14 protein-coding genes are annotated in these 12,578 nt (G+C 73.0%); 8 read left to right on the top strand and 6 right to left on the bottom strand.

Features of this window, described 5'->3' with window-relative positions; all coding sequences use genetic code 11:
- Positions 1-687 precede the first annotated feature (687 nt).
- Together AB0C17_RS28675 and AB0C17_RS28670 are read left to right on the top strand one after the other, a co-directional pair.
- Entirely contained in the window at positions 688-1,014 is a 327-nt protein-coding gene (locus AB0C17_RS28675) for a hypothetical protein (protein ID WP_357389809.1), read from the top strand.
- Positions 1,011-1,661, top strand: a complete 651-nt coding sequence (locus tag AB0C17_RS28670) for a nucleotidyl transferase AbiEii/AbiGii toxin family protein (RefSeq protein ID WP_357389811.1) — start codon at positions 1,011-1,013, stop codon at positions 1,659-1,661. The genes AB0C17_RS28675 and AB0C17_RS28670 overlap by 4 nt, the downstream gene beginning before the upstream one ends.
- A gap of 67 nt (positions 1,662-1,728) precedes the next feature.
- On the opposite strand, the gene AB0C17_RS28665 is transcribed toward AB0C17_RS28670, so the two are convergent.
- Positions 1,729-2,631, bottom strand: a complete 903-nt coding sequence (locus tag AB0C17_RS28665) for an SDR family oxidoreductase (RefSeq protein WP_357389813.1) — start codon at positions 2,629-2,631, stop codon at positions 1,729-1,731.
- A gap of 152 nt (positions 2,632-2,783) precedes the next feature.
- Here AB0C17_RS28665 and AB0C17_RS28660 point away from each other — a divergent pair, with 152 nt between their 5' ends.
- On the top strand, positions 2,784-4,574 hold the full coding sequence (locus tag AB0C17_RS28660) for a 5'-nucleotidase C-terminal domain-containing protein (protein WP_357389815.1): 1,791 nt from the start codon (positions 2,784-2,786) through the stop codon (positions 4,572-4,574).
- A gap of 36 nt (positions 4,575-4,610) precedes the next feature.
- Here AB0C17_RS28660 and AB0C17_RS28655 read toward each other — a convergent pair whose 3' ends face one another.
- Positions 4,611-4,796 (bottom strand): hypothetical protein, encoded by a 186-nt coding sequence (locus AB0C17_RS28655; RefSeq protein ID WP_357389817.1) that lies wholly within the window; start codon positions 4,794-4,796, stop codon positions 4,611-4,613.
- Between the two features lie 93 nt (positions 4,797-4,889).
- Here AB0C17_RS28655 and AB0C17_RS28650 point away from each other — a divergent pair, with 93 nt between their 5' ends.
- Positions 4,890-5,924 (top strand): NAD(P)-dependent alcohol dehydrogenase, encoded by a 1,035-nt coding sequence (locus AB0C17_RS28650; RefSeq protein WP_357389819.1) that lies wholly within the window; start codon positions 4,890-4,892, stop codon positions 5,922-5,924.
- Between the two features lie 11 nt (positions 5,925-5,935).
- Here the strand turns inward: AB0C17_RS28650 and AB0C17_RS28645 are convergent, their stop codons facing one another.
- Complete coding sequence (locus AB0C17_RS28645) at positions 5,936-7,084, bottom strand: geranylgeranyl reductase family protein (RefSeq protein ID WP_357389865.1); 1,149 nt, start codon at positions 7,082-7,084, stop codon at positions 5,936-5,938.
- A 143-nt stretch (positions 7,085-7,227) separates the two neighbouring features.
- Here AB0C17_RS28645 and AB0C17_RS28640 point away from each other — a divergent pair, with 143 nt between their 5' ends.
- Complete coding sequence (locus AB0C17_RS28640; protein ID WP_043323944.1) at positions 7,228-7,464, top strand: hypothetical protein; 237 nt, start codon at positions 7,228-7,230, stop codon at positions 7,462-7,464.
- A gap of 71 nt (positions 7,465-7,535) precedes the next feature.
- Positions 7,536-8,978, top strand: a complete 1,443-nt coding sequence (locus tag AB0C17_RS28635) for an MFS transporter (protein ID WP_357389821.1) — start codon at positions 7,536-7,538, stop codon at positions 8,976-8,978.
- On the opposite strand, the gene AB0C17_RS28630 is transcribed toward AB0C17_RS28635, so the two are convergent.
- Positions 8,951-9,508, bottom strand: coding sequence for a helix-turn-helix domain-containing protein (locus AB0C17_RS28630; protein ID WP_357481332.1), 558 nt, complete (start codon positions 9,506-9,508; stop codon positions 8,951-8,953). The genes AB0C17_RS28635 and AB0C17_RS28630 overlap by 28 nt on opposite strands.
- A gap of 70 nt (positions 9,509-9,578) precedes the next feature.
- Here AB0C17_RS28630 and AB0C17_RS28625 point away from each other — a divergent pair, with 70 nt between their 5' ends.
- Both AB0C17_RS28625 and AB0C17_RS28620 read left to right on the top strand, forming a co-directional pair.
- The gene (locus AB0C17_RS28625; protein WP_357389825.1) at positions 9,579-9,920 is read left to right on the top strand and encodes a hypothetical protein; all 342 of its coding nucleotides are present in this window, start codon (positions 9,579-9,581) and stop codon (positions 9,918-9,920) included.
- The gene (locus AB0C17_RS28620) at positions 9,917-10,834 is read left to right on the top strand and encodes an alpha/beta fold hydrolase (protein WP_357389827.1); all 918 of its coding nucleotides are present in this window, start codon (positions 9,917-9,919) and stop codon (positions 10,832-10,834) included. Before AB0C17_RS28625 ends, AB0C17_RS28620 begins: the two co-directional genes overlap by 4 nt.
- Before the next feature lie 50 nt (positions 10,835-10,884).
- Here the strand turns inward: AB0C17_RS28620 and AB0C17_RS28615 are convergent, their stop codons facing one another.
- Complete coding sequence (locus AB0C17_RS28615; RefSeq protein ID WP_357481329.1) at positions 10,885-11,442, bottom strand: hypothetical protein; 558 nt, start codon at positions 11,440-11,442, stop codon at positions 10,885-10,887.
- 404 nt (positions 11,443-11,846) lie between these two features.
- Positions 11,847-12,572, bottom strand: a complete 726-nt coding sequence (locus AB0C17_RS28610) for a hypothetical protein (RefSeq protein WP_357481326.1) — start codon at positions 12,570-12,572, stop codon at positions 11,847-11,849.
- Positions 12,573-12,578: the final 6 nt, after the last annotated feature.

The following is a 12,578-nucleotide window of genomic DNA, read 5'->3' as shown; positions in this document are numbered from 1 at the left end:
GCGGGAGGCGCGCTGCTGCGGTCGTGCACCAGGTATAACGCCCCGGCCCGGTCCCCGATTCCGCCACCGGGGTGTCCCCGACCACCCCCAAACCCCGACACCCCGCCCACCCGCGGACACCGTCACCTACCCGCCCGATCCCGTCCACTCGCTCCCGCACCGCACCGCACCGCGCCGCCCTGGGCTGGGCTGGGCTGGGCTGGGCTGGGCTGGGCTGGGCTGGGCTGGTGATCATGAAGTTGACGGCATCAGGTGTCCGTTTTGCCGCCGCCAACCTCATGATCGACGACCGGGGGCGGACCGGCTCGACCCCACGAGAGAGATCTTGGAAGGAAACGGCCCTCATGGGGGCCAAAATCCTCCAAGATCTCAACCGCCCCAGCCCACTCCCCATTCGAGCCCTCGCAGAAGCCGGATGTCCGCTTTGTCCACGCCGACCCGGCAACGTCGCACAGTCCGACCCCCGGCGCGGACCGCACCGCCCCCCGCGCCCGCCCCGGCAGGAGATCTTGGTACGGGACCGCCCCGATGAGGGCGGTTCTGCACCAAGATCTCCTGGCGAGCCCAGTTGATCATGAAATAGGCGGGGACGAATCGGGCGGCGGGTGCCGCTAATTTCATGATCGACGGGTTGAGGGGTGGGCGGGAGCGGGGGGAACGGCGCCGGGTTGGGGTTACCCTGATGCCATGTCGGTCAGCACGCACGCGTACCTCGCCCGTCCCGGGCGACCCGCCGTGGTGGCGCGCACCCTCGACGAGCTGGCCGGTCCCACCACGGGCATCGTCGAGCTGCCGGTACGCCTGATGTGGAGCAGCGAACGCGCGTTCGACCTGGGCGACCCCGACGAGCTGCTCTGGATGTACGAGAACGTGCTGCGCGAGACCACCCGCGTGGAGGACCTGCGCGAGCTGATCCACGCGGGCACGTTGCGCCGGTTGTGGCCGCTGCTCAACCTGCCCCGGGGCGTACGCCTGGCCTGGGAGGGCCGGCACCGGAGCCTGCTCCCGGCGTGACCCACCCGCACGAGTTCTACCGGCAGGTGGCCCGGGTGGCCCTGGCCGCCGCGGGCCCGCACCGCTTCGTGCTCGGCGGCGGCGTCGCGTGGGCCGCGCACGGCCTGGTCACCCGCCCCACCGAGGACGTCGACCTGTTCGCCGACGTGGAGGGCGCCGCCGCCGCTGCGGCCGACGGGGTACGCGCGGCGCTGGAACGGGCCGGCTACCGGGTGACCGAGGTGGATCCGGGCGGGCTGGGCGAGGTGTTCGACGGCTTCGACCGGGATCTGCGCGACTTCGTGGTGAGCCGGGACGGGCGGCAGATCCGGCTCAGCCTGGCCCGCCTGGACCGGCACCGCAGCCCGGTGGTGATGGATCTCGGCCCGGTCATGGACGTGCGCGACCTGATCGCCAACAAGACCGCCGCGCTGGTGAACCGGCGGGAGGTACGCGACTACATCGACGTGTCCGCCGCGCTGGACCGGTACACGGTGGCGCAGTTGCTGGAGCTGGCCCGGCAGGTGGACCCGGCGCTGGACGACGAGGACGTGCGCGCGGCGGGCCGCTACCTCGACGGCCTGGCCGACCGGCGGTTCACCCGCTACGGCCTGGACGCGCCGGGCATCGCCGAGGTACGCCGCCGGATGGCCGCCTGGCCCCGCTGAGCAGCGGAACCAGACGGCCGGCGCGAAACAGACGGCCGCCAAGGGGGCCGGGCGGGCGGGCGACGGCTCACTTCGTCGGGCGGCCACCGGTGACGCCGAGGATCTCGCCGGTGACGTAGCTGGACTCCTGCGAGGCGAAGTAGACGTACGCGGGCGCCAGCTCGGCCGGCTGACCGGGACGGCCCAGCGGCGTGTCGGTGCCGAACTCCTTCACCTTCTCCCTCGGCATGGTGGCCGGGATCAGCGGCGTCCAGATCGGGCCGGGCGCCACCGCGTTGACCCGGATGCCGCGCTCGGCCAGGTTCTGCGCGAGCGCCTTGGTGAAGTTGGCGATGGCGGCCTTGGTGGTGGCGTAGTCGAGCAGCTGCGGCGACGGGTCGAACGCCTGGATCGACGACGTGTTGATGATCGTCGAGCCTTCCTTCATGTGCGGCACCGCGAACTTGCAGAGCCAGAACATGGCGTACACGTTGGTCTTGAAGACCCGGTCGAACTGCTCGGTGGTGATGTCGAGCAGGCCGTTGTCCTGCGACATCTGGTACGCCGCGTTGTTGACCAGGATGTCGACGCCGCCGAGGTCGCGTACCGCCTGGTCGACAAGGGCGCGGCAGTTGTCCTCCTCGCGCAGGTCGCACCGGACCGCGACGCCGGTGCGCCCGGCCCGCTCGATCAGGGCGACCGTCTCCCGGGCGTCCTTCTCCTCCTCGTCGGCGAGGTAGGTGACGAGCACGTCGGCGCCCTCGCGGGCGAACGCGATCGCCACGGCCCGGCCGATGCCGGAGTCACCGCCGGTGATGATCGCGCGCTTGCCGGTGAGCCGGTCGCTGCCCCGGTACGACTCCTCACCGTGGTCGGGCTTCGGCCCCATCTCCTGCTCGTTGCCGGGCGGCGTCTGCTGTTGCGACGGCTGGCCCGCGCGCTGTCCGTACTGCTCGGCCGGGTGCTGCTGGGTGAACTGGTCCTCGCTCATGGATGCGCCCCTACCCCGGTGACCGGCGGGAAAACAGCAGCGCGTGACCGGAAGGGAAACAGTTCGGGCCGGTGTGGCGCAGGTGACATGTGGTGGTTATGGTGCGCAGCGGCGCCCACGAGGCGCGTACCCCCCATTCGGAAAGGCACCTCATGACCTCCTCCTCCGGCGCCTCGCGGCGCCAGGTGCTGGCCGTCGCGGCCGCCGCCGCGACCGCTCCCCTGCTGGCCGGCGCGCCCGCCGGGGCGAAGCCGAAGCAGCCGAAGACCTGGGACCTGACGATCCTCGGCACGTCGGACACCCACGGCAACGTCTACAACTGGGACTACTACAGGGACGCGGAGTTCGACGACAGCAAGCACAACGACGTCGGCGTCGCGAAGCTCGCCACACTGGTCAACCAGATCCGCGCCGAGCGCACCGGCCGGGCCACGCTGGTCCTGGACGCCGGTGACACCATCCAGGGCACGCCGCTGGCGACCTACTACGCCAAGCAGGAGCCGATCACCAGCACCGGTGAGACGCACCCGATGGCCCGCGCCATGAACATCCTCAAGTACGACGCGGTGACGCTCGGCAACCACGAGTTCAACTACGGCCTGCCGCTGCTGGCGACCTGGATCGAGCAGCTCGGCTTCCCGGCCCTCGCCGCGAACGCGCTGAACGCCAAGACCGGCAAGCCGGCCTTCCTCCCGTACGTGATCAAGGAGGTCAAGCTCGGCGGGCACGGCGCACCGAAGCTGCGCGTGGGCATCCTCGGCCTGACCAACCCCGGCGTGGCCATCTGGGACAAGGGCAACGTCGAGGGCCGCCTGGTCTTCGCCGACATGGTCGCCACCGCCGCGAAGTGGGTGCCGGAGATGCGCCGTCGTGGCGCCGACCTGGTGGTCATCTCCGCCCACGGCGGCGACAGCGGCACCTCCAGCTACGGCCCGGAGCTGCCGAACGAGAACCCGACCGCGCTGATCGCCGAGCAGGTCCCCGGCATCGACGCGATCCTGTTCGGCCACGCGCACAACGAGGTGCCGGAGAAGTTCGTCACCAACCGCACCACCGGCGAGCGGGTCCTCACCTCGGAGCCGTCCAAGTGGGGCCAGCGGCTGACCCGGATGGACTTCACGCTGACCCGGGAGAAGGGCCGCTGGACGGTCACCGCCAAGTCGGCAACCACGCTCAACACAAACACCGTGGTCGAGGACCCGGCGGTGCTCGCGGCCGTACGCGGCCAGCACGCCAAGACCGTCGAGTACGTCAACCGGGTCGTCGCGCGGTCCAGCGTGGAACTGTCCGCCGCCGAGTCGCGGTACAAGGACACCCCGATCCTGGACTTCATCAACCACGTCCAGACCGAGGTCGTCACCGAGGCCCTCGCCGGCGGCGAGTACGCGGGCCTGCCGGTGCTGTCCATCGCCGCGCCGTTCAGCCGCACCGCGGTGTTCCCGCAGGGCGACGTGCGCATCCGCGACGTGGCGGGTCTCTACGTGTACGACAACACGCTGGAGGCGGTCGTGCTGACCGGCGCCGAGGTGAAGGCGTACCTGGAGTACTCGGCGAAGTACTTCAAGACCTTCCCGGTCGGCACCACTGTCGACGTCGAGAACATCAACGACACCAACGTGCCGGACTACAACTACGACGTGTTCTCCGGCGTCGACATCGACATCGACATCGCCAGGCCGGTCGGGCAGCGGATCACCCGCCTGGTGCTGGCCGGCACCGACACGCCGGTCGCGGCGGACGCCCGGTTCGTGGTGGCGGTGAACAACTACCGGCGCAGCGGCGGCGGCAACTTCCCGGGCATCGTGAAGACCCAGGTCTACAACGCCCAGCAGGAGATCCGCCAGTTGCTCATCGACTGGGCGCAGGCCAGGGGCGTCATCGACCCGGCCGACTTCTTCGTACCCAACTGGAAGCTGGTCCGCGACGGCGTGCCGGTCTTCTGACCGTGGGGCGGCGGGGTCCGGGCGGCCCGGGCCCCGTCAGCCGCCCGCGCGCAGATGCCACTCCGACTCCCCGCCGACCGGGTCCGGCCGGTCCGGCGGGAACTCGGTCTCGGCGGACTCGATCCGCTCCTCCGGGCGTACCCGGACCGGCAGTTCGCCGAAGCGGACGTGCCGCAGGAACGCGTACTCCTCGTCGGTGAACGACTCGGCCGGCTCGCTCATGAGCGCATTGTGCGCCCACCCCTCAGGTCCCCGCATCAACCGCTCCGGCAGGGGTATGCCGCCGCGACGATTCGGCGACGAGGTGGAGGAGCCATGCGCGCAGTACGGATGACCGCACCCGGTGTGCTGGAGCACACGGAGGTGCCCACGCCGCAGGCCGGCCCCGGCGAGGTGCTGCTGCGCGTCGGCGCGGTCGGCGCCTGCCACTCCGACCTGCACATCCTCGACGCGCCGGCCGGGGTGTTCCCGGTCCCGATCACGCTCGGCCACGAGGTCGCCGGCACCGTCGACACGGTCGGCGCCGGTGTGGACGGCTGGTCGCCCGGCGATCGGGCCGCCGTCTACGGCATCATCGGCTGCGGCCGGTGCCGGGCCTGCCTGCGCGGCGAGGAGAACCGCTGCCGGGTCACCCCGGTCGGCGGCATCGGGCTCAGCCGCGACGGCGGGCTCGCCGAGTACGTGGTGATGCCCGCGTCCCGGCTGCTGCCTGTCGGTGACATGGACCTGACCCAGGCGGCGCCGCTGACCGACGCCGGGCTGACCCCGTACCACGCGGTGGACCTGGCACGGCCCCGGCTGCGGCCCGGCACCTCCTGCGTGGTGATCGGCATCGGCGGCCTGGGGCACATGGGGTTGCAGATCCTGCTGGCCACCACCGCGGTGCGGGTCGTCGCGGTGGACACCAACACCGCCGCGCTGGACCTGGCCACCCGGCTCGGCGCGCACCACACCGTGCAGGCCGGCCCGGACGCGGTGGAGAGGATCCGCGAGCTGGTCGGGCCGGCGCCGGACGGCGCGGACGTGGTGCTCGACTTCGTCGGCGCGCAGCCCACCCTGGACACCGCCCGGCAGGTGGTCGCCACCGGCGGGCAGATCCTGCTGGTCGGCCTGGCCGGCGGCACCCTGCCGGTACGGCCGGTCGCCGACGAGCCGCCGCCGGTGCCGTTCGAGGCCGGTGTGGTGGTGCCGTTCTGGGGCACCCGCGCCGAGCTGCAGGAGGTGATCGCGCTAGCCCACGACGGCCGGTTGCACGCCGACGTGCACACGTTCCCCCTGGCCGAGGCGCCGCAGGCGTACGAGGCGCTGCGCCGGGGCGAGGTGCGGGGGCGGGCGGTCATCGTCCCCTGACGCGGGGACGCTCAGTCGTGCTGAACGACCGCCGCGGCCCGTGCCCTCGCGGGCAGGCGGTCGAGCAGCGCCAGCCCGGCCCGCACCGGACGCCGGTCGAGCACCTCGGCGAAGCTCGCCCGGCCCTGACAGAACCGGACGAACATCCGCCAGCCGGGCGGGCTCGCGAGCATCGCGTGGAACACCTCGGGCCGCCGCTCGAACACCTCCAGCAGCCGGTGCCCGGCGCGCATCTCCGGCGTCAGCCGCCGGTCGACCTCGCGGGCGTACGCGTCGAGGTCACCGGCGGCCACCGCCTCCCCGGCCAGCCGGCCCGAGCGCAGCGCGTAGCTGATCCCCTCGCGGCTCCACGGCTCCAGCAGGCCGGCGGCGTCCCCGGCGACGAGCACCCGGCCGTGCCGCAGCGGGGAGTCCCCGCTGCGGCAGCGGGTCAGGTGGCCGGAGTCGTGCTCCGGCCTCACCCCGGACAGTCCGAGCCGGTCGGTGAAGTCGCGCAGGTAGGCGCGGGTGCGGTCACCGTCGCCCCGGGCCGCGATGACGCCCACTGTGAGACGGTCGCCCTTGGGGAACACCCACGCGTAGGAGCCGGGCAGCGGCCCCCAGTCGAGCAGCACCCGGCCGCGCCAGCGGTCCCGCTCGGCGGCGTCCACCGGCAGTTCCAGTTCCAGGCCCAGGTCGACCTGGCGGAAGCGCACCCCGACGTGGCGCGCCGTCACGCCGGAGGAGCCGTCCGCGCCGATGACGGTACGGGCGCGTACCAGCTCACCGCCGGCCAGGCGCAGGCGTACCTCGTCGGGGTCCTGCTCGATCGCGCGGACCGCGACGCCCTCGCGGACCTGCGCCCCGGCGGCGACGGTGGCGGCGCGCAGCCGGTCGTCGAACTCCTCCCGGCGGATCATGGTGACCAGCGGCGCCGGGTGCCGGCGGGTGAACGCGCGCCGCCCGTCCCGGGTGAACGTGAGCCGGTCCACCCGGTCGTGGGCGGGCACCTCGACGCGGCCGGCGACCTCGGCCAGCGACGTCCCGATCAGGCCGCCCCCGCAGGTCTTGTAGCGCGGATGGGTGGCCCGTTCGACAACGAGCGTGCGGACGCCGGCACTGGCCGCCGCGTGCGCGGCGGAGAGTCCGGCGGGTCCGCCGCCGACCACGACGAGATCCATGATCACGGGAGCAGCCTAGGGCACCGCCGTGCCGCACCGCCCGGTACGGCAGCCGAACGGGTGAGCATCATCGCCGCGCATCCGGGTAACCGCCGGTCGCCGGCCGTCCGCGGGGCGGGCGGTCCACGCCGAGGAGGGAAGCGATGCCTCAGGTCCAGTTGTCCGCCGTCGAGGAACGGGTCTACCAGGCGGTGTCCGCGCTGGAGGTGCAGGGACACGTCCCCTACCCGGACCTGATCGCCCAGGAGACCGGGATGACCGAGGAGGAGCTGCGCGAGCCGCTGCACTCGCTCACCGAGCGGGGTCTGCTGCATCGCGAGGACTCCCCGATGTCAGGTCTGGACTTCGGACCCCGGTGGTGCGCGCGTCAGGTGGCGTGATCGGGTCGTTTGCCCCACCGGGCACCGGGTAGCGATCGGAGTCGGGTGAGCGACGGTCAGTGGGGGGCACGATGAGCGAGGGCCGGGCGTCGACCCCCGGGTACGACGACCGGCGCCGCTGGCGCGCGCTGAGCGTCGGCCTGATCGCGGCGTTCATGACGCTGCTGGATGTCAGCATCGTCAACGTCGCGGTGCCGTCGATCGACCGGGCGTTGCAGGCCACGCCGAGCGACCTGCAGTGGGTGCTGTCCGGGTACGCGCTGACGTTCGGCCTGGTGCTGGTGCCGGCCGGGCGCTTCGGCGACGCGCGCGGGCGGCGTACCGCGTTCGTGGTCGGGGTGGGCCTGTTCACGCTGACCAGCGCGCTGGCCGGCCTGGCCCGCTCGCCGGAGTGGCTGGTCGTGGCCCGGCTCGTCCAGGGTGCCGCCGCCGGTGTGGTGAATCCCCAGGTCAGCGGCATGATCCAGGAGCTGTTCCGGGGTGCGGACCGGGGCCGGGCGTTCGGGCTGCTCGGTGCGACCATCGGCATCTCCACCGCCGTCGGCCCGCTGCTGGGCGGGCTGCTCATCCAGCTCGGCGGCACGGAGCACGGCTGGCGGTGGGTCTTCTTCGTGAACATCCCGGTCGGGATCGTGGCGATGCTGCTCGGCTGGCGGCTGATGCCGGCCCGGCCGACCAACCCCGCCGGCCGGGGCCGGCTCGATCCGCTCGGTGTGCTGCTCCTCGGCGCCGGGGTGACGGTGATCCTGCTGCCGCTGGTGCAGCGGGAGCAGTGGCGGGGCGCGGGCAAGTGGCTGCTGATCCCCGCCGGCCTGCTGCTGCTCGCCGGGTTCGCGCTCTGGGAGCACCGGTACGCCCGGCGCGCGCAGCCACTGTTCGACCTGCGGCTGTTCACCGTGCGCTCGTACACGCTGGGCGCGCTGATCGGCCTCATCTACTTCGCCGGTTTCACCGCGATCTTCTTCATCTTCACGCTCTACCTCCAGATGGGCCTGGGTTACAGCGCGCTCGTGGCCGGCCTGGCGATCACCCCGTTCGCGCTCGGTTCGGCGCTCGCCTCCGCGCTCGGCGGCCGGGTGGTCACCCGGTACGGCCGTCCGCTCGTCGCGATCGGGCTGGCGGCGGTGGTGGCCGGGCTGGTCGCGACCGACCTGGTGCTGGCCGGCGGGCCGCACGAGAACGTGCCGTTGCGGACCGCGCTGCCGCTGCTGGTCGCCGGGCTGGGCAGCGGCCTGGTGATCGCGCCGAACCAGACGCTCACGCTGTCCGAGGTGCCGGTGCCGATGGCCGGCAGCGGCGCGGGGATGCTCCAGACCGGGCAGCGCATCGGGTCGGCCGCCGGCATCGCGGCGGTGGGCGCGCTGTTCTTCTCGACGCTCGCCGCGGACCGCGGCGACTGGAGCACGGCGTTCCGCCACTCGCTGCTGCTCGCCGCCGGGATCGTCGTGCTGGCGCTCGGCGCCGCCGTGGCGGACATCGTGCTCGGTCACCGGCGGTCGGCGGGCGGCTCCTGATCGGCGGCGGGCAGCAGGACTGTGGTGATCAGCCGCCGGGTGCGGCCGGGGCCGGGGCGCAGGGCCGCGTACTCGGCGAACAGCTCGCGGAACCGGGTGACGAACTCGGCGGTCTCGTGGTCGGTGGCGTGGAACGCGTTCTGCCGGTAGCCGGCCACGTCGCGGGCCAGGTCTCCCCCGCCGGCGTCGAGGTATCCGTCGAAGTCGGCGAGCAGGCCCGCGACGAAGGTGAGGAACGCCTGGCGGTGCCGCTGCGGGCTCATGGCCCGTGCCTCGTCCGGGTCGACCGACGCGGCGGCCTCGTGGAGCCGGTAGCTGCGTTCGACGGCGCCGCGGGCCTGCCGCTGTCCCACCGTGTGCAGCACGCCGTGGTCGGCGAGCGTGGCCACCTGCCGGTAGAGCGTGGCCGGTGGGACGTCACTCAGCTCGGCGCGCAGGTCGGCGGTGGTGAGCGTGCGGCCACCCAGGAACGCCTGGACGATGCGCAGCCGGACCGGGTGCAGCAACAGCTCCACGGTGTCGAGTGCCACAGCGGCTCCTCTTTTGTTATCGCCTCCGGTAATGTTCTCACTGACGATAACAGAAGCGAGGAGTCCACCGATGGCCACCATCGACCTCACCCCCGACCGCATCGACGTCCGGCTCACCACCGCCGAGAAGATCTGGGCCCTGCGCGGCGACCTGTCGTTCCCCCGCTCCGCCGTCGCCGGCGCCGCCGTCGTGCCGGACGGGGCGCGCGCCACCCGCGGCATCCGGGCGCCCGGCCTCGGCGTGCCCCGCACGCGCAACGTCGGCACCTGGCGCGGCAAGGCCGGCAAGGAGTTCGTCAGCGTCCGCGGCGGCCAGCCGGCCGTCCGCATCACCCTCACCGGCCAGGCGTACGACTCCCTGCTCATCGGTGCCGACGACGCCGACGCCCTGGCCGCGGCAGTGCTGCGGTGACGATCCACCGACCGCTCGCCGTCGACTCGGCCGGGCAGCGGCTGTCCGGCACGCTCACCCTGCCCGACGGCGCCGGGCCGCACCCGGTGGCGCTGCTGCTGCCCGGCTCCGGGCCGATCAACCGCGACGGCGACCACCGCCGCCTGCCACTGGGGATCCAGCGGCACCTGGCCGCCGCGCTGAGCGGGGCCGGATTCGCTGTCGCCCGGTACGACCGGCGGGGCGTCGGCGAGAGCAGCGGCGAGTTCCCGCGTACCGGCTTCCACGACAACGTCGACGACGCGGCGGCGGTGTTCGCGGCGCTGCGCGACGACCCGGCCGTGGACGCCGGGCGGATGTTCCTGGTCGGGCACAGCGAGGGCGCGCTCACCGCGATCGCGCTCGCCGCGCGCGGCGTACCGGTGGCGGGCCTGGTCCTGCTCTCCGCGCCCGGGCGCACCGGCGCCGAGGTGCTGCGCTGGCAGGCCGGGCGGCTGCTGCCCACGCTGCCCGGGCCGGTACGCCTGCTGCTGCGGCTCACCCGCACCGACCTGGTGGCGAAGGTGGCCCGCAACCACGAGAAGATCCTCGCCACCGACAAGGACGTGGCGTGGGTCGGCGGGCAACGGCTCAACGCCCGCTGGTTCCGGGAGTTCCTGCGCTACGACCCCCGGCCGGACCTGGCGCGCGTCGAGGCCCCGATCCTCGCGCTCACCGGCGACAAGGATTTGCAGACCGACCCCGCCGACCTGCCGGTCATCGCCGCGCACGCGGGCGGGCCGGTGCGGACCGGGGTGCTGCCGGACGTCACCCACGTGCTGCGCCGCCAGCCCGGACCGCCGTCGCTGCGGGCGTACCGGGACGAGGTGAAGCAGCCGCTGGACCCGTCTGTGGTCGAGCCGGTGCTGTCGTGGCTCACCGCGCACAGCGACTGAGGACACGCGAAAGGCCGGCACCCGATCCGGGTACCGGCCTTCGTCAGCTCTTACTTGTTCCAGTGCTCGGCGACGATCTCGGCGGCCTGGTTCTCCCACTGCGCGTACGCGTCGGGGTAGGCGCTGACCTGCACGGTCTGCGCGGCCTCGGTCAGCGGCATGTCCTGCCAGCCGTCGACCTGCTTGAGACCCTTGAGGAACGCCAGCGTCGAGTACTCGGGGTCGGTGATCTGCTCCGGCGTGCCCCAGCCGCTGGACGGCCGCTGCTGGAACAGGCCCAGCGAGTCGTGGTCGTTGCGGTCACCCAGGTGACCCAGGTTCTCCAGCTTCGACTCCTGCAGCGCGGTGGCGATCGAGACGACCGCGGCCCGCTCAGGCAGGCCCGCCTTCTTGGTGGCCGCGATGACGGCCTTGGCGTTAGCCAGCTGCTCGTCGTTCAGGTCCACATGCGACTGCGCGCCCTGCGGACTGACGCTCTGGACCGCGACCGCGACCGCGGCGGGCTTGGCGGTCTCCGTCGCGTGAGCGGCGACCGGGCCGGCGAACACGCCACCGGTGAAGGCGAGACCGGCGACACCGAGGATGCTCTTGCGCAGGATCGTGTTCATGGTGGCTCCGTTCGGGGGTCGACGCATCCGGGGACGGACGCGTGGGCACCGTCAGGCGCTCAAGAAGTTCGGGGGGATCCGGCAGCGCGAGGCGTGCCGGGTGTGCAACGACCGGCGGCCCGGGGCTGTTCCCGGGGGCGCCGCTCCGGTCGCGCACCGGGTTACAACGCCACCCGCCCGCCCCCGATTCCGCCCGCGTGGTGCCGCCCACCACAGCGCACCCGGACACTCCGCCCCACAGGCCCGCCCTCCCGCCCTCCCCGGTCGATCTTGGAGTTGTGGCGCCCAGGATGTCCGGTTCACGAGGTCTGCGAGGTGCCACAACTCCAAGATCGGCGGGGATCAGCCCCGCGCGCGGAACGGCCGGCCCCGGAAGGGGCCGGCCGTTCGCTACGGGTGTCGGGTCACCAGACCTGCTGGACGATGTCCGCCGCCTGCTCCTCCCACTGCGCGTACGCGTACGGGTAGGCGGACACCTGGACCGTCTGCGCGGCGGTGGTCAGCGGCAGCTCGTGCCAGCCGCCGACGTTCTTCAGCGCGTTGAAGAACGCCTTGCTGGAGTAGTCCGGGTCGGTGATCTGCTCGGACGTGCCCCAACCGGACGACGGGCGCTGCTGGAACAGGCCCTCCGAGTCGTGGTCGTTGTACGCGCCGAGGTGACCCAGGTTGTACAGCTTCGACTCCTGGAGCGAGGTGGCGACGCCGATCACGGCGCCCCGCTCCCCCACGCCTGTCTCCTTGGCCGCCTCGACGATGGCCTTGGCGTTGTCGAGCTGCGCGTCGTCGAGCGGGATGCGCGACTGCGCGCCCTCGACGCCGCGCGGCACGAGCTTCTCCTTGGCCGGCCGGTCGGCCCGGGTCGGCACCTTGTCCAGGCCGGTGGTCTGGCCGGGCTTGACCGCCTCGGTGGAGGTCTTCTTGCCGGTGGCCAGGTCGATGGCGGCCTTGGCGCCGGCGTGCGGCCCGCTGGTCACCGGCGCGGCCACGGCGACCGGGCCGACGGCCAGCCCGCCCAGTACGGCCACACCCGCCACGCTGAGCACCGCACGGCGGTTACGGGAGACGGCGGCGGTCTTCGCGACGGCGGTCTTCGCGATGGCGGGGAGCCATCGAGTGAAGTGCTGCTTCACGATGGT

It is taken from the genome of Micromonospora sp. NPDC048887 (genome assembly GCF_040649715.1).
Lineage (GTDB): Bacteria > Actinomycetota > Actinomycetes > Mycobacteriales > Micromonosporaceae > Micromonospora.
This window is presented reverse-complemented; position numbering and strand designations above follow the sequence as displayed.

Bases quoted from the DNA above. Each gene is read 5' to 3' on its own strand.
- AB0C17_RS28640 (WP_043323944.1), top strand. From the start codon at position 7,228: ATGCCTCAGGTCCAGTTGTCCGCCGTCGAGGAACGGGTCTACCAGGCG.
- AB0C17_RS28615 (WP_357481329.1), bottom strand. From the start codon at position 11,442: ATGAACACGATCCTGCGCAAGAGCATCCTCGGTGTCGCCGGTCTCGCC.
- AB0C17_RS28645 (WP_357389865.1), bottom strand. From the start codon at position 7,084: ATGGATCTCGTCGTGGTCGGCGGCGGACCCGCCGGACTCTCCGCCGCG.
- AB0C17_RS28655 (WP_357389817.1), bottom strand. From the start codon at position 4,796: ATGAGCGAGCCGGCCGAGTCGTTCACCGACGAGGAGTACGCGTTCCTG.
- AB0C17_RS28650 (WP_357389819.1), top strand. From the start codon at position 4,890: ATGCGCGCAGTACGGATGACCGCACCCGGTGTGCTGGAGCACACGGAG.
- AB0C17_RS28665 (WP_357389813.1), bottom strand. From the start codon at position 2,631: ATGAGCGAGGACCAGTTCACCCAGCAGCACCCGGCCGAGCAGTACGGA.
- AB0C17_RS28635 (WP_357389821.1), top strand. From the start codon at position 7,536: ATGAGCGAGGGCCGGGCGTCGACCCCCGGGTACGACGACCGGCGCCGC.
- AB0C17_RS28625 (WP_357389825.1), top strand. From the start codon at position 9,579: ATGGCCACCATCGACCTCACCCCCGACCGCATCGACGTCCGGCTCACC.
- AB0C17_RS28675 (WP_357389809.1), top strand. From the start codon at position 688: ATGTCGGTCAGCACGCACGCGTACCTCGCCCGTCCCGGGCGACCCGCC.
- AB0C17_RS28660 (WP_357389815.1), top strand. From the start codon at position 2,784: ATGACCTCCTCCTCCGGCGCCTCGCGGCGCCAGGTGCTGGCCGTCGCG.